The organism is Stenotrophomonas sp. GD03654 (genome assembly GCF_029845105.1).
Taxonomy (GTDB): domain Bacteria; phylum Pseudomonadota; class Gammaproteobacteria; order Xanthomonadales; family Xanthomonadaceae; genus Stenotrophomonas; species Stenotrophomonas africana.
On the sequence record NZ_JAOCLC010000032.1, the window covers coordinates 34,064 to 55,695 of the forward strand.

At 67.4% G+C, this 21,632-nt stretch carries 18 protein-coding genes, 1 tRNA gene and 1 pseudogene; 7 read left to right on the top strand and 13 right to left on the bottom strand.

Annotated elements, in window-relative coordinates:
• Positions 1-4: 4 nt before the first annotated feature.
• A pseudogene (locus tag N5J73_RS13095) lies at positions 5-384 on the bottom strand (YbjQ family protein).
• A gap of 140 nt (positions 385-524) precedes the next feature.
• Between N5J73_RS13095 and N5J73_RS13100 the strand changes: the two are divergent.
• Positions 525-1,226: an alpha/beta hydrolase gene (locus N5J73_RS13100; protein ID WP_049443588.1), complete on the top strand. Its 702-nt coding sequence runs from the start codon at positions 525-527 to the stop codon at positions 1,224-1,226.
• Positions 1,227-1,345: 119 nt separating this feature from the next.
• Here N5J73_RS13100 and dkgB read toward each other — a convergent pair whose 3' ends face one another.
• Together dkgB and N5J73_RS13110 are read right to left on the bottom strand one after the other, a co-directional pair.
• Positions 1,346-2,155, bottom strand: a complete 810-nt coding sequence (gene dkgB / locus N5J73_RS13105) for a 2,5-didehydrogluconate reductase DkgB (protein WP_049443586.1) — start codon at positions 2,153-2,155, stop codon at positions 1,346-1,348.
• Between the two features lie 126 nt (positions 2,156-2,281).
• Positions 2,282-3,496 (bottom strand): MFS transporter, encoded by a 1,215-nt coding sequence (locus N5J73_RS13110; protein ID WP_049443584.1) that lies wholly within the window; start codon positions 3,494-3,496, stop codon positions 2,282-2,284.
• A gap of 105 nt (positions 3,497-3,601) precedes the next feature.
• Here N5J73_RS13110 and N5J73_RS13115 point away from each other — a divergent pair, with 105 nt between their 5' ends.
• On the top strand, positions 3,602-4,504 hold the full coding sequence (locus tag N5J73_RS13115) for a LysR family transcriptional regulator (RefSeq protein ID WP_049443582.1): 903 nt from the start codon (positions 3,602-3,604) through the stop codon (positions 4,502-4,504).
• Positions 4,505-4,605: 101 nt separating this feature from the next.
• On the opposite strand, the gene N5J73_RS13120 is transcribed toward N5J73_RS13115, so the two are convergent.
• Positions 4,606-6,726 carry a methyl-accepting chemotaxis protein gene (locus N5J73_RS13120; RefSeq protein WP_049443580.1) on the bottom strand — a complete coding sequence of 707 codons (2,121 nt, stop codon included), beginning with the start codon at positions 6,724-6,726 and terminating at the stop codon, positions 4,606-4,608.
• A 182-nt stretch (positions 6,727-6,908) separates the two neighbouring features.
• Here N5J73_RS13120 and N5J73_RS13125 point away from each other — a divergent pair, with 182 nt between their 5' ends.
• Positions 6,909-7,364: an Rrf2 family transcriptional regulator gene (locus tag N5J73_RS13125; protein ID WP_049443577.1), complete on the top strand. Its 456-nt coding sequence runs from the start codon at positions 6,909-6,911 to the stop codon at positions 7,362-7,364.
• Positions 7,354-8,259, top strand: a complete 906-nt coding sequence (locus N5J73_RS13130; protein ID WP_049443575.1) for an NAD(P)/FAD-dependent oxidoreductase — start codon at positions 7,354-7,356, stop codon at positions 8,257-8,259. Before N5J73_RS13125 ends, N5J73_RS13130 begins: the two co-directional genes overlap by 11 nt.
• A 42-nt stretch (positions 8,260-8,301) precedes the next feature.
• Here the strand turns inward: N5J73_RS13130 and N5J73_RS13135 are convergent, their stop codons facing one another.
• The 4 genes from N5J73_RS13135 to N5J73_RS13150 form a co-directional block, all read right to left on the bottom strand.
• Entirely contained in the window at positions 8,302-9,522 is a 1,221-nt protein-coding gene (locus tag N5J73_RS13135; protein WP_279941041.1) for an RtcB family protein, read from the bottom strand.
• A gap of 56 nt (positions 9,523-9,578) precedes the next feature.
• Positions 9,579-10,703 (bottom strand): slipin family protein, encoded by a 1,125-nt coding sequence (locus N5J73_RS13140; RefSeq protein WP_049443571.1) that lies wholly within the window; start codon positions 10,701-10,703, stop codon positions 9,579-9,581.
• A gap of 356 nt (positions 10,704-11,059) precedes the next feature.
• Positions 11,060-11,132: transfer RNA gene (locus N5J73_RS13145), tRNA-Gln, on the bottom strand.
• A 645-nt stretch (positions 11,133-11,777) separates the two neighbouring features.
• A complete protein-coding gene (locus N5J73_RS13150; RefSeq protein ID WP_049443569.1) occupies positions 11,778-12,734 on the bottom strand; it encodes an aldo/keto reductase in 957 nt (318 codons plus the stop codon).
• A gap of 169 nt (positions 12,735-12,903) precedes the next feature.
• On the opposite strand from N5J73_RS13150, the gene N5J73_RS13155 reads away from it, so the two are divergent.
• Both N5J73_RS13155 and N5J73_RS13160 read left to right on the top strand, forming a co-directional pair.
• Entirely contained in the window at positions 12,904-13,761 is an 858-nt protein-coding gene (locus tag N5J73_RS13155) for a class I SAM-dependent methyltransferase (protein WP_049443567.1), read from the top strand.
• A 160-nt stretch (positions 13,762-13,921) separates the two neighbouring features.
• Positions 13,922-14,461 carry a pseudouridine synthase gene (locus N5J73_RS13160; RefSeq protein WP_049443565.1) on the top strand — a complete coding sequence of 180 codons (540 nt, stop codon included), beginning with the start codon at positions 13,922-13,924 and terminating at the stop codon, positions 14,459-14,461.
• A 60-nt stretch (positions 14,462-14,521) separates the two neighbouring features.
• On the opposite strand, the gene N5J73_RS13165 is transcribed toward N5J73_RS13160, so the two are convergent.
• Both N5J73_RS13165 and hrpB read right to left on the bottom strand, forming a co-directional pair.
• On the bottom strand, positions 14,522-14,896 hold the full coding sequence (locus N5J73_RS13165; protein WP_049443563.1) for a hypothetical protein: 375 nt from the start codon (positions 14,894-14,896) through the stop codon (positions 14,522-14,524).
• Positions 14,897-15,040: 144 nt separating this feature from the next.
• On the bottom strand, positions 15,041-17,545 hold the full coding sequence (gene hrpB, locus N5J73_RS13170) for an ATP-dependent helicase HrpB (RefSeq protein ID WP_279941042.1): 2,505 nt from the start codon (positions 17,543-17,545) through the stop codon (positions 15,041-15,043).
• 67 nt (positions 17,546-17,612) lie between these two features.
• On the opposite strand from hrpB, the gene N5J73_RS13175 reads away from it, so the two are divergent.
• The gene (locus N5J73_RS13175; protein WP_049443593.1) at positions 17,613-18,410 is read left to right on the top strand and encodes a TatD family hydrolase; all 798 of its coding nucleotides are present in this window, start codon (positions 17,613-17,615) and stop codon (positions 18,408-18,410) included.
• 89 nt (positions 18,411-18,499) lie between these two features.
• On the opposite strand, the gene N5J73_RS13180 is transcribed toward N5J73_RS13175, so the two are convergent.
• The 3 genes from N5J73_RS13180 to N5J73_RS13190 form a co-directional block, all read right to left on the bottom strand.
• Entirely contained in the window at positions 18,500-19,399 is a 900-nt protein-coding gene (locus N5J73_RS13180) for an epimerase (RefSeq protein WP_049446499.1), read from the bottom strand.
• Entirely contained in the window at positions 19,396-20,334 is a 939-nt protein-coding gene (panE, locus tag N5J73_RS13185) for a 2-dehydropantoate 2-reductase (RefSeq protein WP_049446500.1), read from the bottom strand. Before panE ends, N5J73_RS13180 begins: the two co-directional genes overlap by 4 nt.
• A 376-nt stretch (positions 20,335-20,710) precedes the next feature.
• Positions 20,711-21,478, bottom strand: coding sequence for a hypothetical protein (locus N5J73_RS13190; protein WP_164078725.1), 768 nt, complete (start codon positions 21,476-21,478; stop codon positions 20,711-20,713).
• Between the last annotated feature and the right edge of the window lie 154 nt (positions 21,479-21,632).

A 21,632-nucleotide genomic window follows, 5' to 3' on the forward strand; every position in this document is an offset into this window, starting at 1 on the left:
GGTCTCACCGCAACGGTTCCACCACCACCGCCGTGCCATAGCACAGCACCTCGGTCAGCCCGGTCATCACGTCGGTGGCGTCGTAGCGCATGCCGATGATCGCGTTGGCGCCGAGCTGCCGCGCATGCTTGATCAGGTCGCGGCAGGTTTCCTCGCGGGCCTGTTCGCACAGCTCGGTGTAGAGGGTGATGTTGCCACCGAAAATCGTCTGGATGCCCCGAGGAAGTTGCCGACGATCGAGCGCGAGCGCACGGTGATGCCGCGCACCACGCCCAGGTTGCGCGTGATGCGGAAGCCGGGCAGCTCGAAGGTGGTGGTGACCAGTGAATCGTCGAAACGTGCCAGCGAGGTCGTCGGATTGCCGCTGTTGCGGGGGTCTGCCATGGCCGCGTCCGTGTCGCTGCCTTCTGTAGAGTCGAGCCGTGCTCGACTGGCTGTGCAGCAGTCGAGCATGGCTCGACTCCACAATGCAACCGCCCGTTGCGGCATGGTTCCGTCACCGTGATGGCGCGACAATACCCACCATGACCGACCGTATCCCCCTGTTGTTGCTGCCCGGCCTGCTCAACGATGCCGAGCTGTGGCGCGCGCAATTGGCCGATCTGGCCGACATTGCCGATTGCACCGTGGGTGACCAGACCCGTGGTGAGACGCTGCAGGCGGTGGCCGAGGACGTGTTGGCGCAGGCACCCGAGCGCTTCGCCCTGGCGGGTTTCTCGCTGGGCGGCTTCGTCGCCCAGCAGATCCTGCGTATCGCGCCGGAACGCGTGCTGCAGCTGGCGCTGATCGATACGTCGATCCACGCCGACTCCCCCGAGCGGGCCGAACAGCGCCGCAGCCAGCGCGCCAGCGTGCGCCTGCCCGGCAAGTTCCATGGCTTCGGCGACGCGCTGATGCGCAGCTACATCGATGCCTCGCGGCTGGATGATTACGTGCTGGTGCAACGCGTGCGTGACATGACCGCCCGCCTGGGCGCGGCAGTGTTCCTGCGCCAGAGCGCGCTGGAACGCCGCGATGGGCATGATGTGCTGGCCGGTTACCGCGATCCGCTGTTGATCGTCTGCGGCGCAAACGACCGCATCACGCCGCTGGCGGTGAGCGAGGAAATGCACGCGATGGTGCCGCACTCGCAACTGGTGGTGGTGCCCGACTGCGGGCACCTGGCACCGATGGAAAAGCCGGAAGAGGTCAGTGCGGCGATGCGCGGGTGGTTGCTGCAGGCGTAGGCCAAAGCCGCTTCTGGTGGGTGCGGACCTTGGTCCGCACGGTGTTTCAATGATCGATCAGAGGTCAGTGCCGACCAAGGTCGGCACCTACCGATTGCGATCCGCAACCGCAGTTGGGTTCAATCCCAGGCAGGTGCAATCCCTTCCGGGTTGGCCAGGCGATGGCCGCGGTCCAGCTTGGCGATCTGCGCCATGTCTTCGTCGGTCAGGCGGATTGCTGCCGCTTCCAGGTTGCTCGAGAGATTCTCGCGCTTGGTCGACGACGGGATCACCGAGAAGCCCTGCTGCAGCGCCCAGGCCAGCGCGATCTGTGCCGGAGTGGCCTGGTGACGGCCGGCAATGGCCTGGATCACCGGGTCCTTGATCACCTCGCCATAGGCCAGGCTCATGTAGGCGGTGATGTGGATGCCGTTGTCCTGCAGGAACTTCACCAGCAGGCGGTTCTGCAGGTACGGGTGGATCTCGATCTGGTTGGTGGCGATGGCGTCGGCACCGAGGATGCCGATCGCCTTGCGGGTCTGCGCGATGGTGAAGTTGGAGATGCCGATCGCCTTCGTCAGACCCTGTGCCTTGGCCTCGGCCAGTGCGGGCAGGTACTCCTCCATCGGCACGTCGACCTTGTCGTTCGGCGACGGCCAGTGGATCAGTGCCAGATCGACGTGGTCGGTGCGCAGCTTCTCCAGACTGGTACGCAGGCTGGCCAGCAGCGCTTCGCGCTTGAACTCGGTGATCCAGACCTTGGTGGTCAGGTAGATCTCTTCGCGCGGCACGCCGGAATCGGCGATGGCCTGGCCGACCTCGGCTTCATTGCCGTAGATCTGCGCGGTATCGATGGCGCGGTAGCCGACATCCAGTGCGTTGCGCACGGAGTCGATCACGGTCTGGTCTTTCAGGCGGAAGGTGCCGAGACCGAAAGCGGGGACAGTCATGGGGAGCTCCAGCAGAGGGGGAGGGATGCGAATATCCGGCAAAGGGTAGGCCACTGGCTGCATGCGTGCCGGCAACGGTGCATTGCACCACCGTACCGGCAAGGCGCCGGCACGGCATGACATCGCTCAATGCGCGGCCACGGCGATGCCATCGGCGCGGTCATCGATGCCGTCGCGGCGGTCCAGGCGGCCGCTGAGCACGGTCAATGCATACGCGCCCACCACCACCAGCGCGCCCAGCCACGGCGTGTGCATCAGGCCAACGTGCTCCACCACCAGGCCACCCAGCGAGGCGCCCAGCGCGATGCCGATGTTGAAGGCGGCAATGTTCAGCCCCGAGGCCACGTCAGTGGCCTGCGGCGCATAGCGCTGCGCCTGCTTGACCACGTACACCTGCAGGCCGGGCACGTTGCCGAACGCCACCGCACCCAGCGCCAGCACCGTCAGCAGCATCAGCCAGGTGTTGTAGGCGGTGAAGGTGAGCACGAACAGCACGACGGCCAGCAGGGCGAAGATGCGCTTCAACGCGGGCACCGGGCCCATGCGGTCGGCCATGCGCCCACCCCACAGGTTGCCGATCGCCACCGACACGCCGTACACCAGCAGCACCAGGCTGACCGCATTGGCGGAGAAACCAGTGACGTCCTGCAGGATCGGCGCCAGATAGGTGAAGGCCAGGAAGGTGCCGCCGTAGCCCAGCGCGGTCATCGCATAGACCAGCAGGAGGCGGGGCTGGGCGAGCACGGCCAGCTGCTGGCGGAAGCTGGCCGGCGTACTCTGCGGCAGGCTGCGCGGCACGAACAGCAGCGCGCCGAGCAGGGCGATCACGCCGAGGCCGGCCACCGCCAGGAAGGTGGCGCGCCAGCCCAGGTGCTGGCCGATGAAGGTGCCCAGCGGCACTCCGGTCACCAGTGCCACGGTCAGGCCGGTGAACATGATCGCGATCGCGCTGGCGGCCTTCTCCTTCGGCACCACCGCGGTGGCGATGATCGAACCGATCGAGAAGAACACGCCGTGGGCGAGGCCGGTGAGGATGCGGGCGATGATCAGCGAGGTGTAACCCGGCGCCAGGAAGGCGATGATGTTGCCGAGGGTGAACAGCACCATCAGGGCCACCAGCAGCGACTTGCGCGGTACGCGGCCGGTGAGCGCGGTCAGCACCGGCGCACCGATGGCCACGCCGAGGGCATACAGCGAGACCAGCAGGCCGGCCGAGGGCAGGCTGACCTGGAGGTCGGCGGCAATGGTGGGAATCAGGCCGACGATGACGAACTCGGTGGTACCGATGGCGAAGGCACCGAGGGTCAACGCCAGCAGGGCGAGGGGAATGCCACGGATCATGGCCGGCTCCGGAGGGAAGGAAGGCGCGCAGTGTGCGCGGCGCACCTTTGCCGAAAAACCGGTCTTCACGCCAATCACTATTGCCGCTCAGTCAATAATGGCGGCATGAAGACCACTCTGGACGAAATGCAGGCCTTCCTCACGGTCATCGACAGCGGGTCGATCAGTGCCGCTGCCGAGCAGCTGGGGCAGACGCCCTCGGGCGTGAGCCGTGCGCTGGGCCGGCTGGAGGACAAGCTGGGGATCACCCTGCTGACCCGCACCACCCGCCGACTGCACCTGACCGCCGAGGGCGAGGCATTCCTGCGCCATGCACGGGCGATCATCGATGCGGTGGAATCGGCCGAGGAACAGATGGCGGCGCGCCGCGAGCGCCCGGCCGGGCGCCTGCGCGTGGATGCGGCGATGCCGTTCGTGCTGCACGTGATCGCGCCGCTGGTGAGCGGCTATCGTGCGCGCTACCCCGAAGTGCAGCTGGAGTTGAACAGCTCCGACCGCTACATCGACCTGCTCGAGCGGCGCACCGATCTGGCGATCCGGATCGGGCCGCTGGCCGACTCCACCCTGCATGCGCGGCCGTTGGGGCGGTGCCAGCTGCGACTGGTGGCCAGCCCGGCCTACCTGGCTGCACACGGCGAACCGACCAGCGTCGCCGCGCTGGGCCAGCACACGCTGCTCAGCTTCAACGAACCGGAATCGTTGAATCACTGGCCGCTGCCGGGCGACGCCGATGGCCTGCTGCGGGTGCGTCCGGATATCGCGGTGTCCAGCGGGGAAACACTACGCCGACTGGCGGTGGAAGGCGTCGGCATCACCTGCCTGTCCGACTTCGTCACCGACCGCGACCGCGCTGCCGGCACGCTGGTGCCGGTGCTGGCGGCGCAGACGCTGGATGTGTACCAGCCGATCCACGCGGTGTACTACCGCAACACCGCGGTGTCCGCACGGATCAGCTCGTTCGTGGATTACCTTGCCGATGCGATGGCGCAGAGCGATTACGTGCGCTGATCGGATTCGGTGGGTGCGGACCGTTGGTCCGCACTGCCCCTGCCATCGCCCGACCAACGGTCGGGCGCTACCCATCTGACGCTGGCCGGCAACCGGACCCATCAGGCCGCGCGGGCCAACCCGCCCTTCGCATCCGCCGTGGTCGATAGATCGAACACCTCCACCGCGTCGATCAAGCGGTTCGCCTGCTGTTCCAGGCTGCGTGCGGCGGCACTGGCTTCCTCCACAAGCGCGGCGTTCTGCTGGGTGGTGCCGTCCATCTGGATCACGGTCTGGCTGACCTGTTCGATGCCCGCGCTCTGCTCCTGCGAGGCGGCGGAGATCTCGGCCATGATGTCGGTCACGCGCTGCACCGACGCCACGATCTCGGCCATGGTGTCGCCGGCCTCACGCACGCGCCGTGCACCGTGCCCGACCTGTTCCACCGAGGCTTCGATCAGCGACTTGATCTCCTTCGCGGCCGCCGCCGAACGCTGTGCCAGCGTGCGGACCTCACTGGCGACCACCGCGAAGCCGCGGCCCTGCTCGCCGGCACGCGCCGCTTCCACCGCCGCATTCAACGCCAGGATGTTGGTCTGGAAGGCGATGCCGTCGATCACGCTGATGATGTCGGCGATCTGCCGCGACGAGCCTTCGATCGCATCCATCGTCGCCACGACCTGGCCGACCACTTCACCGCCCTGCGAGGCCACGCTGTGTGCGCCGATCGCCAGCTGGTTGGCCTGGCGCGCATGCTCGGCGTTCTGGCGCACGGTGGAGGTCAGTTCTTCCATCGATGCCGCTGTCTCTTCCAGATTGGCCGCCTGCTGTTCGGTGCGGCGTGACAGATCGTTGTTGCCGGCGGCGATCTCCGCTGCCGCCGTGTGGATGTTGCCGGAGGCGTGCTTGATGTCGGTGACGATGGTTGCCAGCTGCGTAGCGGTGGTGTTGGCGTCGCCGGCGATACGCGCGAACACGCCCTGGAAATCACCGTGCATACGCGCGCCAAGGCGGCCATCGGCAATCGCGCGCAGCATGCTGGAGACCTCGCCGAGGTTCAGTTCGGTGGTCTGCATCAATCGATTCAGGCCGTCGACCATCGCGCGGAAGTCATGCTCGAAGCGTGCGCTGTCGCCGCGCTGGCTGAAGTCACCGGCGGCAGCGGCCTCGGCCAGGCGGCGGATCTCGCCATTGATCACGCCGAGATTGGCCTTGGCCGTATCCAATGCGTCGGTGATCACGGCCTTCTCGCCGGGCAGGCGTTCCATGTCCTCGCTGAGGTCACCGATCGCGTAACGGCCCATGATCGCAATCGCACGCAGCTTTACCTGGATATGCGCGTCGACCAGCGCGTTGCTGTCGGCCACCATCGTGCCGAACGCGCCGGGGAAGGCATCGGCATCCATGCGGTGGCTGATGCTGCCGGCTTCATGCGCCTGTGCCATCGTGGCCTGTGCATCCAGCACGTCGCGCAGCGTGGACTGCACCGCCTGCATCGCCTGCGCAAGGCGACCGATCTCATCGCGGCTGCGCACCTGCACAACGTGCTGCAGGTCGCCGGCAGCGACTGCACGCGCGGCGGCTTCCACCGCCAGCACCGGCTGCACGACGGCACGCCGCAGCCACCAGGCCAGTCCCATCAGCAGCAGCACCGCAGCCAGCACGGTCAGCGCCGCGCACAGCAGCAGGGTCTGGCGTGCCTGCTGCGAGCGTGCCGTCAGCGCCGCTTCGGCCACCTGCGTGGCGTGCGTGCTCAGCGCATCCAGTGCCGTCGCCACCGGGCGATCCTTGCCGCGCACGAGGTTGTCGCCGGCGGCCGGGTCGTAGCTGGCCTCGGCGAACGCCTGCAGCGCCCCGTGGTAGTCCTGCTGCAGCTGTGCGTGCAGGCCGATGAAGGCCTGTGCCAGATCACGCGTGCGCGCATCCGGGCTGCTGGTCAGTCCCTTGGCCAGCTGCTCGACCAGGCGGCCTTCACTGTCGAACGCCTCCAGGTGGCGCTGACGCAGTGCGTCGTCGCGGCCGCGCAGCAATACGTTCTTCCATTCCTGTACCTGGCCGCGGAACTCACGCTGCAGGCGTTCCGCATCGCGGCTGTGCGCGACTTCGGGCGGAACTTCGGTGGACAACTTCAACCAGGCGGAGGCCAGGCCCGCCAGTGCGCACAGCAGGACCACGGCCAGACCAACGGAAACCGCGCCGAGCAGCTTGGACTGCAGGCGCGGAGCACGGACAGACGCTTTCATGGAAGGGACTCTCGGGAAGGGGCAATGCGGTATCGACCCGATGCGTGCATGCTGAAGTGGGACGCGCATCACATTCGCGTTTCGTTTAGTGATGTGAAGGAGATGTTTCATAGGACAAATGTGTCCATATGGAACGAATGCGGACTCTCGACAGAGGATTTAAATGTAACTATTGTTGTTACATGAAATCCGCGAACCCGCTTTCCGACGCCCTGCATGTAATGGCGCACTTGGTCGGCCAGGCCGCCCCGCGCACCTCCGAGCAGCTGGCATCGTGCCTGCCCACCCATCCGGTGGTGATCCGGCGCCTGCTGACGCAACTCCAGAAGGCCGGCCTGGTGAGCAGTGCCCGCGGCCACGGCGGCGGCAGCCTGCTGGCCCGCGATGCTGCCGCAATTACCCTGCATGACATCTATCTGGCCGTGGGCGCACCGCCGCTGGTGCAGGTCGGGGCCCGCGATTCGGGTGGCGGCTGCCCGATCCAGCAGCTGGTCAACGGCGCCCTGCTCGAGGGCGCACGCGAGGCGCAGCGCCTGCTCGAAGCGCGGCTGCAGGCGACCACGCTGGACCAGCTCGGCGCCGACTTCGCCCGACATCTTGCCCATCACCGTTCCCTGGAAGGTCACCATGAATCCTGATGTGCTCATCGTCGGCGGCAGCTACGCCGGCATTGCCGCCGGCCTGATCCTGGCCCGCGCCCGTCGCCCGGTCACCGTCATCGACGCCGGTTCGCCGCGCAATCGTTTCGCCGGTCATTCGCACGGGGTGCTGGGGCTGGATGGCGTCAGCGGCGCCGAGCTGCTGAAGACCGCGCGCCAGCAGCTGCTGGACTACCCCACGGTGCGTTGGGTGCATGCCGAAGCCCTGCAGGCCAGCGCCAGCGCCGAAGGTGTGGAAGTACGCACCGCCGATGGCCAGGTCATGGCGGCGCGCAAGCTGCTGCTGGCCAGTGGTATCGCCGACCAGTTGCCGGCGTTGCCCGGACTGACCGAGCGCTGGGGCAGCACCGTGCTGCACTGCCCCTACTGCCATGGCTATGAAGTGGGTGGTGGTGCCATCGGCCTGCTTGGCGGCCATCCGATGTCCGCCAGCAAGGCGCCGCTGTTCGCCGACTGGGGCAATGTCACGTTCTTCAGCATGGGACTGGACATCACTGATGACGAGCGCGCCGCCATGCAGCAGCGCGGCGTGCAGATCGAGACCTCGCCGGTACTGGGCGTGCAGGGCGACCAGCCGACCTGGTTGGAAGTGGAGCTGGCCGACGGCCGCCGCATCGCCCAGCGTGCGCTGTTCGTGTCGGCCACCCAGGCGATGGCCACGCCGCTGGTGCAGCAGCTGGGCTGCGCGTTGGCCGAGAGCCCGCTGGGCGTGCTGATCGAGGTCGATGCGATGAAGCAGACCTCGGTGCCGAACGTGTATGCCGCAGGCGATGCCACGACGGTCGGCAACATCACGTTGGCTGCTGCCGAGGGCGTGCGTGCGGGCATTGGCCTGCACCATGCGCTTGTGGCCGAGGACAGCGTGGCGCGCTGATCCTTGCACAGGTGGGTGCCGATCTTGGTCGGCACCGCGCCATTACCCCTTCACGCACAGCACCTGGCGCAGCGTGTGCACCACGTCGACCAGGTCGAGCTGCGCGGCCATCACATCGTCGATCGACTTGTACGCGGCCGGTGATTCGTCCAGCACGCCGCTGTCCTTGCGGCATTCCACGTGCGCGGTGGCCTCGCGGTGCTGGGCCAGCGTGATCTGCTGGCGCGCGGCGCCACGGCTCATCACCCGGCCGGCACCGTGGCTGCAGCTGTGGAAGCTGTCCGCGTTGCCTTTGCCACGCACGATGTAGCTGCGCGTGCCCATGCTGCCGGGAATGATGCCCAGCTCGCCCTCACGCGCACTGACCGCACCCTTGCGTGTTACCAGCAGTTCCTGCCCGTGGTGCGTCTCCCTCTGCACGTAGTTGTGGTGGCAGTTCACCGCCATCGTTGCGAGCTGGAACTTCGGCAGTCGATGCCGCATCTCGGCCAGCACGCGCGACATCATCGCCTCGCGGTTGTGCCGGGCGTAGTCCTGAGCCCACGACACCGCTTCGACGTAGTCATCGAACAGCGGCTCGCCTTCCATGAAGAACGCCAGGTCCTTGTCCGGCAGGTGGAAGCCGAGCACACGGCGCGCGAGCTCTTCGCGCGCCTTCTCGATGAAGTAGGTACCGATCAGGTTGCCGGTACCACGTGAGCCGCTGTGCAGCATCACCCACACCGTGTCCGTCTCGTCCAGGCACAGTTCGATGAAGTGGTTGCCGCCGCCCAGCGTACCCAGCTGGCGGTCCAGCTTGTCGGTGCGGATGCGGCGGTGCTTGTCCTTGATCTTCTCCAGGCCGGCGGCCAGCCCGGACTGCACCAGCCGGGTGTGGATGCTGTCGGGCATGCGGTGATGCTCGCCGCCGCGCCCGTTGCCCACCGGAATGCTGCGCTCGATGCTGTTGCGCAGTTGCCGCAGGTCATCGGGCAGGTCGTTGGCGCGCAGCGTGGTACGCACCGCCGCCATGCCGCAGCCGATGTCGACGCCGACCGCGACCGGGATGATCGCACCGCGGGTCGGGATCACCGAGCCCACGGTCGCGCCCTTGCCCAGGTGTACGTCCGGCATCACGGCCACCCACGGCCCGACGAACGGGATCGCGGCGATGTTGCGCAGCTGCTCATGCGCCTGCGCTTCCAGCGGCACACCGTTGACCCAGCCCTTGATCGGCGTGGTGCCCTCGGCGTGCAGCCATTGATAGTTCTGTTGAGTGTCCATGTCTTCGTGTTTGTCCTTGATGGGCCGGCGGCGCGTCCCTGCGCCGCCGCTACCCCCTACCTGATCGTCACCAGCTGCTTCAGCACGCCATCCAGGCCGCCGAACACGGTGAGCTTGTCGATCTTCTCGGTGACCTTCTCCAGTGCCTCCAGCTCCTTCAAGCGCATCAGCACCGGGTTGTCCTCGATCAGCTTTGCGGTGTTGAGCTGCGAACGCGTGGCGTTGGCCTCCTCGCGGCGACGGATCACGCTGGCCTGGGCCTGCTTCTCGGCCAGCACCACGCCGTTGAGGATCTCCTTCATCTCACCCGGCAGGATCACGTCCTTGATGCCGACGCCGAGCAACCGCACGCCGTGGCCCTCGATTGCCGCCTGCACATGTGAGGCGATCTCGCCGTCCAGCGCCGCCTTGTCGCCCAGCAGCTCGTCCAGGCTGCGCGCGGCAATTGCCTGGCGCAGGCCGAACTGCAGCTGCCGGTAGACGAACTCATCGGCATTGCTGAGCGTGCGGTGTGCACGCACCGGGTCGACGACCTGCACGGTCGCGGCCAGGTTCACCCGCAGGGTCACCTTGTCGCGGCTGAGCAGCTCCTGGCCGGACACGTCCAGTGAACGTGCACGCAGTTCCACACGCTCCACCGACACGTTGCCGTTGAAGTTCCAGAACGCGTGCAGGCCGGCGTCCAGCGTCTGCCGCAGCGTGCCATCGATGAACAGCAGGCCGACCGACTCGCTCGGCACCGTGCTGATCACCGCCACACGCGGCAGCACGCCCAACTGGCCCAGGCGCTGCTGCACGTCCGCCGGAATGCGCGGCTCGTCACCCAACGCCATTACCTGCACCTGGGTATCGACCGAACCACGCCAGTACAGACGGCGGCTGCCCGGCGGCAGAACTTCATCGATGCGACCGTTGCGCAGCACCAGGCCGACCTCGCCGGCACCGACGTTGGCCAGCACGAAGTGCGTGTCCAACTGTGTGCCCAGCGCTTCGATCAGGCTGTCCTGGTCGCTGCCGGTATAGGCCGCGCCCTTCGATGCAGTGTGGATGTCCACGTGCGGCCGGCCGCCGAACGGCGACAGGCGGTGCACGCCCGGCAGCAGGATCTGCTGGAAACGACGGTTGCGATACACCAGGCCGCGCTCGCCGTCGCCGATCACGACCTTGATGGTCCAGAACATGGGAGTCTCTCCTTGTATGGCTCTGGTGGTTCGACCCGTTGCGGATGAACCGCCATGACCCGGGTCGCTCAGGTCGTGGCGAGGCCGCCTGCACACCACGTGCAGGCAGCGGAAGAGGGCGGCCATCGGCGGACGGTCCGCGCGCGGAGCCTTCGGTGCACCGGCACTGCTGCCATCGTCGTTGCCGGCAGGCAGCACCGGGGCGGAACGTGGCTGGCAGTGGCGGCGGACCGAGGCCCGGCGTGCGGTCCGTTGCCTTCCACGCCCCGCCCGAAGGCGATGGCGGTGGACGGCGACGATGGCCGCTGGGGCTTGCGCCCCGGGTGTTGCTTCAAGTCATGACGTGACAGGTCATGTGGTTTGGAGTGGGAGTCGAACCCACGACAGACGGAATCAGGATCCGTTGCTCTACCCTACTGAGCTATCCAGTTGGGGACCGCGCGGAATCGAACCGCGTACCGGCGAACCGGCGCCTGCCTCCAGCAGGCGATCCAGGCGATGGCATGTCCGCGACCTCCGGCATACGCCACGGCAACGCCGCGCGCACCAGCCCGTGGTTGAAACGGGACCGTTGGAGAATCGAGGGTGCAGGCCACCGACATTATCGGCGAGCGATAATGTTTTGATGCGATGCAGATAATGTCCAGGCGCTGCCGGTCGCGCGAAGTAAATCCTTCGGCGGGGCGGGAAAAGCCTGGGTCAGTGAGCGGCGGGTTGCCGCGCGGGGTGCAGTTCTGGCATCGCGGTTCCTTGTGCCGACGCAAACGAAAACGCCCCCGGGACTTGCGTTCCGAGGGCGTCGTCAGGCCTCGGAGATCGGGGTGGCCGATCTCCGCAGGGCGGATATCAGGCCGTTGTCAGCTGGTCTTCCTTGCCGAACGCGCGCGCCAGCACGTCCATGCGCAGGCATGGCAGCAGTTTGGCGGTGGCGACGGAATGCGCGTTCAAGGGAAGTTTCCAGTGGTTGTTGAAACGAGGTGCGCACGATAAACCACGATTTACTCGCGCGCAACCATTTTGTTCAATTATTTTCTTCGCTGTTGTGGAATGCCGGCCAGCGGCCGGCACTACAACTCAGGCTTCCGCGCTGGCGGCGTCGAGTTGCGCGATATCCTGCACGCTCAACGACAGGTTGGCCGCTGCCAGCAGATCGTGCAGCTGCTCGACGCTGGTGGCGCTGACGATCGGCGCGGTGATCGACGGCCGTGCGATCTGCCATGCCAGTGCGATCTGCGCGGCACTGGCGTTGTGCTTGCTGGCCACGTCATCCAGTGCCTGCAGGATGCGCAGGCCACGCGGATTCAGATAGCGCTTCACCACGTTCTCGCCACGCGCCGGGCTCTTGGCCGCATCGGCCGGCGTGCGGTATTTGCCGCTGAGGAAGCCACTGGCCAGCGCGTAGTAGCCGATCACGCCGATCTGTTCGCGCTGCACCAGCGGTTCCAGTTCCTTCTCGTAGCCGGCGCGGTCGTACAGGTTGTACTCCGGCTGCAGGGTTTCGTAACGGGGCAGCTTGTAGTCGGTGGACACCTTCAGCGCATCGGCCAGCCGCGTGGCGCTGTAGTTGGAGGCACCGATCGCACGTACCTTGCCGGCTTCGATCAACCGGCCGAACGCGGCCAGGGTTGCTTCCAGTGGCGTCGACTCATCATCCTCGTGGGCCTGGTACAGATCGATCACGTCGGTCTGCAGGCGGCGCAGCGAATCCTCGACCGCCGCATTGATGTTGTCCGGGGTCAGGCCGGGGCGTTCGGCCCACTTGGCCACCTTGGTTGCCAGCACCACCTTGTCGCGCTTGCCGCTGCGGGCAAACCACTTGCCGATCAGCGTCTCCGATTCGCCGCCGACATTGCCCGGCACCCAGGCCGAATACACATCGGCGGTGTCGACCAGGTTGAAGCCGGCGTCGACGAAGGCATCGAGCAGGGCGAAGCTGGCCTTCTCATCGGCGCTCCAGCCGAACACATTGCCACCGAAGGCGAGCGGACGTACATGCAGGCCGGAACGGCCCAGTTCGCGGATTGCCGTCATGGGCACGGACTCCTTGGGGGAAGTGCTCCAGAATAAGACGCGTAGTGTGACCGTGCTGCGGCGATGGCCACAAAACAGTGTTCCGCAACGCGCACGCCGCTAACGTTTTGTGAACACCTGGGGCGCCGTGGCTGCTAGTCTCGCCGCATCTTCCGCTGGAGTCGTCCCGATGATGCCTGCTTCGTCCCTGCGTGGCTGCCGCCTGCTGCTTGCCTCGGCCCTGCTTGCCGCTGTTCCCGCGTTCGCCGCACCGGCCACGGTGGCGCCGGCGCAGATCCAGGTGTCGCCGGCCATCGACGCGGCAGTGAAGGCGCCGACCCGTGATGCCAACAACGTCAAGCGCGATGGCTTCCGTCATCCGGCGCAGACGCTGTCGTTCTTCAAGGTGGCACCGGAAAAGACCGTCATCGAGATCACCCCCGGTAACGGCTGGTACTCGGAGATCCTGGCGCCGCTGCTGCATGACAAGGGCCACTACGTTGCCGCCGTTGTCGATCCGATGGCCGTGCCCGAAGGCCGCGGCCGTGACTACCAGCAGCGCAGCCGCGACAGCCTGGAAAAGAAGTATGCCGGTGCACCGGCACAGTTCGGCAAGACCGCCGTGGTCGCCTACGATCCGGCCAAGCCGGTGTTCGGCCCTGCCAATTCAGCCGATGTGGTGCTGACCTTCCGCAACGTGCACAACTGGCGCAAGGCCGGCCAGGCGCAGGGCATGTTCCAGGGCTTCTTCAACGTGCTCAAGCCGGGCGGCGTGCTGGGCGTGGTCGAGCATCGCGCCAAGGCCGATGTGGCCGACGAGGATGACACCGGCTATGTCGGCCAGCAGCAGGTGATCGCGATGGCCGAGGCCGCCGGCTTCAAGCTGGACGCGCGCAGCGAGGTCAACGCCAACCCGCGTGACACCAAGGACCACCCGAACGGCGTGTGGACGCTGCCGCCGACCAACCAGCACGACAAGGCCGATGATGCGAAGTACCAGGCGATCGGCGAAAGCGACCGCATGACCCTGCGCTTCATCAAGCCGTAAGGGGGGCATGCGCTGACCCTGTAGAGCCGAGCCCATGCTCGGCTCATCGCGCGCAGCGCGACAGGAAACAACAGCAGCCGAGCATGGGCTCGGCACTACAGGGACGTGGCGCGTGGCACGGCATGGGACAATGCCCCACCCGCCGACTGCCGTGCCCGCAATGCTGATCGCCTTCAACAAGCCCTTCAACGTGCTCTGCCAGTTCACCGACCGCAGCGTGCCGCCGCGGCCGACCCTGGCCGGGTTCGGCCTGCCGCCGCGCGTGTATGCCGCCGGCCGCCTGGACCATGACAGCGAAGGCCTGCTGCTGCTGACGGATAACGGTACGCTGGCGCACAAGTTGACCGACCCGAAGCACAAGGCCGACAAGACCTACTGGGTGCAGGTGGAAGGCACGCCCAGCGATGAGCAGCTGCAGGAGCTGCGCGATGGGGTGGAACTCAATGATGGGCCGACCTTGCCGGCGAAGATCCAGCGCCTCGATCCGGCGCCGTCTCTGTGGACACGCGATCCGCCGGTGCGCTTCCGCAAGACCGTGCCCGATGCCTGGCTGGCGATCACGATCCGCGAGGGCCGCAACCGCCAGGTGCGGCGGATGACCGCGGCGGTGAACCTGCCGACGCTGCGGCTGGTGCGGGTGTCGATGGGGCCGTACCGGCTGGAGGACCTGCAGCCGGGGCAGTGGCGGCAGATCGGTTGAAATGAAAAGGCCGGAGCCCTTCCTGCGGAAGGACCCCGGCCCTGGCAGTGGCCGACGATCTCAGGCGTCGCTGCCGATATCGCTGTGCTCGTCCACCACGGTGTCGTTGCGGCGGTCGCGTGCGTTGATGCGCTGCGCCTGCCCATTCACCACGTGGCCATTGGCAGCCTTCTTCTTCTGCTGCTTGCGGTACAACGCGTAGCCGAGCAGGCCGACGCCGACGGCAGCTGCGGCAATGGTCACGGCCGGGTTGCGGCGGGCGAACTTGGTGGCGACCTTGCCGCCGGTCCTGACTGCGCCGAGGGCGGCGCCGGTCTTGATCCAGTCCGCGTTGCGCAGGCTGCCACCGGCGCTCTTCAGGCCATCGCCGGCGGTGTGGGCCAGCTCCAGGGCGCGCTCCAGAGCGCGGTCGGTGATTACGGTCAGCTTGCTCATGCGGGGGTCCTTTGCCTCGGGTCGAAGTCCAGTGTCGCGTGTTGCCCGTAAACGGTATGTCAGTCGGGGACGCACGTGGTGTGACTTTACCGCAGCCATTCAGGATCAGGCAGGCTCCGCAATCGGCCGTGCCGGCACGACCGGTCAGGTTCCGCGCGGCTTGGCCCGGTGCGTGGCCGTGGCCGTCCACGGGTCATCCGGCCACGGATGGCGTGGGTAGCGGCCCTTCATTTCCTTTTTCACTTCCGCGTAGGTGTTTTCCCAGAAGTTGCGCAGGTCCTGGGTGACCTGCAGCGGGCGGCCACCGGGGGAGAGCAGGTGCAGGGTCAGCGGCACGCGGCCATCGGCGATGCGCGGCGTGTCGGCCAGGCCGAACAGTTCCTGCAGCTTCACCGCCAGCACCGGCGGCAGTGGTTCGCCGCTCTCGCTGTCCAGCGCATAGGTGATCGGCCGCTCCAGCCCGGACGGCACGGTGATGCGGATCGGTGCATGGCGTTCGACCAGCTGCCGTTGTGACCACTCCAAGGGCGACTTCAGCGCCTCGCCGAAGCTGGATTCGTCCAGCGCATCCAGACGGGTCTTGCCGGCGAACGCGGGCTGCAGCCACTGCGCGCGCGTGGCCAGCAGGGCCGCGTCGCTGCAGTCGGGCAGGTCCAGTTCCGGCATCCAGCGTCGCAGCGATTCGACACGGGCCTGCCACTGGCGCAGGCCTTCGGTCCACGGCAAGGCCTGCAGGCCGAGTTCGGCGACCGCGTCGGTCAGGGCCTGCGCGGCGTGCTGCGGATCGACCCGCCCGGCCGAGCGGCTGTCCAGCACGATGCGGTCGAAACGGGCCTCGCGCAGCGCCACCAGGGCGCGGCGCTCGCTGTCCCAGCGCACCACGTCTTCGGTGACGAAGCGCTCCGGCCACGCCTTGCGCAGCTGGCCTTCGTCCACCGGTGCGGCACGCAGCAGCAGCGCATCGCGTGCCTCGAAGCGAAGCTCGCTGGCCACCAGCCACGGTTCGCCACGCAGGTCGCTCAGTTCGTGCAGGCGCGCGCTGCGGCCATTGGCCAGCAGGTAGCGCAGCGGATCACCGGGATGCTGGAAACCGATACGGTCGGGGAAGGCATGTGCGAGCAGGTCGCCCAGCTCGTGGGCCTCGATGCTGGCCGGCGGCGCGGCATCACAGCGCAGGCGACGTCGCCACTGCCTGGCGGCCGCATCAATGGCGGCCAGACCGCTGCGGTTGGCGTCACCCGGTGCGCGGCCATTGCGGAACGCGGCCAGCGCGCGCCAACGGCTCGCCAGCGCGTCGCCACCCTGACGCAGCGGGTCGCGGGCTTCCAACAGCGCGGCCAGATCGGCGGCCAGCGCCTGTGCGCGTGCATCGGGCGCCGCCAGCAGCATCGCCGCCATCCGTGGATGCGTGCCCAGCGCCAGCACACGCCGGCCGAGTGCGGTGATCGCGCCACTGCTGGACAACGCGCCCAACCGCTGCAGCAGTTCGCGGGCGGCGCCCATTGGGCCGGCCGGTGGCGGATCGAGGAAGCGCAGGTCGCTGCTGCCCCACGCGGCCAGTTCCAGTGCCAGTCCGGCCAGTTCCACCTGATCGATCTCGGCGCGGCGCTGCGGCTCCAGCCGCTGCGACTGCGGCCACAGCCGCCAGGCCACGCCTTCGGCCACGCGACCGGCGCGACCGGCGCGCTGGTCGGCCGACGCCTGGGCGATGGCCACCACGTCCAGCCGGGTGAAGCCGCTGTTGGGGTCGTAGCGCGGTTCGCGCGCCTGGCCGCTGTCGATCACCACACGCACGCCGGGCAGGGTCACCGAGGACTCGGCCACGTTGGTGGCCAGCACCACGCGGCGGCGACCATCGCTGGCGGCCTGCAGCACGCGCGCCTGCTGTTCCACCGGCAGCTCACCATGCAGGGCCAGTAGCTCGACGTTGCCGTCGAGTGATTCCTGCAGCCCCGCCTGCACGCGCGCGATCTCGCGTTGACCGGGCAGGAACACCAGCAGGTCGCCGGGGTGTTCGGCCAGCGCCTGCTGCACCGCGCGGCGCACCTGCAGTTCCAGCGCCTCATCGCGGCGCGCCGGGAAGTAACTGACCGCCACCGGGTAGCTGCGGCCCTCGCTGCTCAGCCGCGGCGCATCGAGGAAGCGCGCCAGCCGCTCGCCATCCAGCGTGGCCGACATCACCACCAGGCGCAGGTCGTCGCGCAGCTGCGCCTGCACATCCAGCGCCAGAGCCAGGCCGAGGTCGCCGCTGAGATGGCGCTCGTGGAATTCGTCGAACAGGAGCGCACCGACCTCTTCCAGCATCGGGTCGTCCTGCAGCATGCGGGTCAGGATGCCTTCGGTGACGACTTCAATGCGCGTGCGCGCCGAGACCTTGTTCTCGAAGCGGATGCGATAGCCGACCGTGCCACCGACCTCCTCGCCCAGCTGCCGCGCCATGAACAGTGCAGCGCTGCGTGCGGCCACCCGGCGCGGTTCCAGCAGGATGATCTTCCGGCCCTGCAGCCACGGCGCATCGAGCAGGGCCAGTGGCACCTGGGTGGTCTTGCCGGCGCCGGGCGGAGCTTCGAGCACCAGCCGTGGCTGCACGGCGAGGTGCTGCTGGATCTGCGGCAGCAGCGGGGAAATCGGGAAGAGCGGGGCGTTCATGTGCAAAGGATAAGGGGCCATGGCGGGCGCAGGTACAATGCGCGGGCACTTTTCCCCCGCGATGACCATGCACCTGATCGATATCGGCGCCAACCTGACCCACGACTCCTTCGACCGTGACCGCGATGCCGTCCTCGACCGCGCACGGCAGGCCGGCGTGGTGCAGATGGTCATCACCGGTGCCAGCCGCGAGCACTCACCGTTGGCGGTGCAGCTGGCGCAGCAGCATCCGGGCTTCCTGTATGCCACGGCCGGCGTGCACCCGCATCACGCGGTGGAGTACACCGAAGAATGCGATGCCGAGATGCGCGCGCTGCACGCCTATCCGGAAGTGGTGGCGGTGGGCGAGTGCGGGCTGGACTACTTCCGTGACTTCTCGCCGCGCCCGGCGCAGCACCGTGCGTTCGAGCGCCAGCTGCAGCTGGCCGCAGACAATGGCAAGCCGCTGTTCCTGCACCAGCGTGATGCGCATGCCGATTTCATGGCGCAGATGAAGAACTTCGAAGGCCGCATCGGGCCGGCGGTGGTGCATTGCTTCACCGGCGAGCGCGATGAGCTGTTCGATTACCTGGACCAGGACTGGTACATCGGCATCACCGGCTGGCTGTGTGACGAGCGCCGCGGCGCGCACCTGCGCGAGCTGGTGAAGAACATTCCGGCCAACCGCCTGATGATCGAGACCGACGCACCGTACCTGCTGCCGCGCACGCTGAAGCCGCTGCCGAAGGACCGACGCAACGAACCGATGTTCCTCTCGCACATCGTGGAAGAGCTGGCGCGTGACCGTGGCGAGGACGTGGCGGTGACGGCGGCCAATGCAACTGCCGCGACGCGTACGTTCTTCCGCCTGCCCGACGCGGGTTGATTCCCTTCGTCGCGTCGAACGCGGCGACCGTGTGTCGTAGAGTCGAGCTTGCTCGACTGCCGTGCAGAAGCAGTCGAGCAAGCTCGACTCTACAAGCGGGTCAGAGTGATTCCAGCAGCCCGCAGTCCTTCCCGGTACGTCGGGAACCTCGGCTTCCAGCCCAGGGCTTGGCGCGTGCCACGGCTGTCGATGCGCTTGTTGCTCTCATAGAAGCGCCGCAGCGTCGGGCTCAGTGTCGGGTCGTCCCAGGCCACGGCAGGCGGCATCGCAAACCCGCCCAGCTTCGCGGCGAAGGCCAGCACATCCTGTGGTGGTGCCGGTTCGTCGTCGCTGGGCAGGTACAGGCCCCGGTGCGCCGGTCGCTGCATCGACGCGATGATCACTGCCGCAAGATCCTCTACGTGCAGGCGGTTGAACGCCAGGCCCGGCCGAATCACATGGCGGGCACGGCCCTCCGCCAACTGCAGCAGGGCATTGCGGCCAGGACCATACAGCCCTGGCAGGCGGAACACCGCCGAGGCGATGCCGCGTTGTTCAGCCAGTGCAAGCCACTGTGCTTCCGCGAGCAGGCGCCGTACGCCCGTCGTTTCAGTGGCATCGGCCACGCTGGTTTCGTTGATCCAGCCGCCGGCGCGGTCGGCATACACCGACGTGGACGACAGATAACCGACCCAGCGCAGTGCCGGGCTGCCCTGCAGTGCCGGAAGCAGCAGACGCAGTGCCGGGTCGCCCTCGGCATCGGGCGGCACGCTGCATAGCACGGCCTCGGCCTGCGCGATCTCATCGAGCAGGGCTGGCGACGGTGGAGTGTCAGCGTGCAGCTGATGCCGCAGCAGGCCATCGTCCGGCGCCGATGAGGGGTCACGCACCGTGCCGACGACGTGCACTCCCCGTGCCTGCAGCTGCGTGGCCAGCACGCATCCGCTCCAGCCCATACCGAGGATCAGCACCCGCGTAGGCAGCGCGCTGGCCTGCAACGGGATGCTCACGCGCCGCGCAGTGCCTGGTAGGCCTGCAGGCTGCTGTAGGCGACCTGCAGCAACAGGGCTTCCTGATCGGCCTTGCGTGCACGCGCCAGCATGTCGCCGACGATCTGCTCGGCCTCGACCTGCTGGCCAGCCTCCAGGTCCCGCAGCATCGATGCCTTCAATGCAGAGCCGGCCTGGGTGAGGGTGCCGCGCGCGGTGTCCTGCGCGGCGTCGGGAATCGGCTCACCGGCAGCTTCGGCCACGGCCAGGCACTCGTCGTACAGGCCACGCACGATCGCCTCGCCATCATCGGTGGCGACGATGGTGCCGATATCCGCACGCAGCAGGCAGGTCGCGGCGGCCAGCGCGGTCAGGAAGGTGTACTTGATCCACTGTTCCTGGCCGATGTGTTCGCTGGCCAGGTGATCAAGATTGGCCTGCGCGCAGGCGGCGGCGAAGGCACGTACGCGTGCGGACGCCGCGCCGCCATCGCGTTCGCCGAAGGTGAGCTTGGCCGGCTTGCCTAGATGCAGCACGGCGCCATCAGGTGCCTTGGTGGCGCTGATGAAGCACAGGCCGCCCAGCACCGCCTCGCGGCCGAAGCGCAGGTCCAGCGCATTGTAGTGATGCAGGCCATTGAGGATGGGCAGCACGGCAGTGTTCGCGCCCACGGCTGGAGCAATGGCGTCGATCGAGCTGTCCAGGTCGTAGGCCTTGCAGCTGAGAATGACCAGGTCGAACGGCTTCTGCGCGGCCAATGCGGGCAGCGCATCGGCGGTGACGTGCTGCACCGGGAAGTTGGCATCGCCGATCGGGCTGCGGATGACCAGGCCATCGCGGTCCAGCTGTGCGGCGCGCGCGGGGCGTACGAGGAAGGTTACGTCCACGCCGGCCTGGGCCAGGCGACCACCGAAGTAACCGCCGGTACCGCCGGCGCCAAGGATCAGGATGCGCATTGCACGTTCACCGTTTTCTGGGGGAATCAGGAGTGCGATTGTGCCGGAGATTGCGGCCAACGGCGGAGCCCCTCGTGGTGGTTCGCGCAGTTGGTTTCATGAGCTGGGTCGTGTGAGATGGGTTCGCGGGGGACGCCGTGAACCCCGCTCCGCGGTCCGGCCCAGCCGCTGGCGGCTGTGCGTTCGGGCGCTTGCGAAGCAATGCTTCGCAAGCAAAGCGCCCTCACCCCTGGGGCTTAGCCGCGCCATCCATGGCGCGGATACCCCGCGAGCCCATCGCACACGACTCCTGACAGTTTCCGGGTGCGGCCACCACGGAAAACAGATCAGGAGCAGAAGCGGGTCGCTCGCTGCGCTCGCTCGTGCAGAGCGGTGCTCAGGTCAGTTGTTCGCTGAAGCCTTCGGTATAGCCCAATAGCAGTGTGGTGCGGGTGGCCAGCGTTGCAGCCAATTGTGACCAGGTGTCGTGTGTTCCGGCCGCGTAGACGCGCTGCAGGTCAGCGACCAACGCATTTGCCTGTGCAGGCGACGGCGCGCTGTCGCGCTGGAAGCCCAGCCACGATGCGCCAAGTCCGAACAGGCGGTAGTCGTGGCGCTCCTGCAGATGCCGTATCAGGGCATGGTTCTGGAAGATGTCCCAGTCCGCGCTGAAGTAGCCGTTGGGCAGGGCGGCAATCAGCAGGTCATCGCGGTCCACCGGCACCTGCTGCACGCAGACCACCTCGTCGACGATGAAGTCCGGCGTTGCATTGGCGGCGACCAGCGCCTCGATGTCCTCGTCGCTGCACATCAGCGTGCCCGCCAGCGCGGGCCACTGCAGCCGGTGCGTGGAATGCTCAAGCTGCGCGATGACATGCGCCAGCAACCGCTCGCGTGCAGCCAACGCATCCTCGGGGGTTTCCGGGTCTTCGTCCTCGTACAGCGCGATGCGCGCGTCGTCTGACGCGTGCATGCTGGTGTAGCGGCACTGGCCGGCATCATCGAGCGTGCACAGGTAGCGATGGCGGGGAGCGGCCACGTGCAGCGAGGCCAGGCAATCCAGCACCTCATCCAGCGTGGGCGAATCGCTCAGCAGGACATGGCTGAATGCATCGACGGGGCCATCCGACACGGCCTTGTCCAACGGAATGGAAGTGATCTTCATGACCACAGCCTAGCCGCAATCCCGAACGAAAAGAGCCGAGCATCGGCCTTACCGTGAATGCTTCATCCACGCATGGCGTGGATCTACCGTGTCGACCAAGGTCGACACCTACCAACAGCAGCGGCAATCTGTCGAAGGCGGGGTGGGGCCGGTT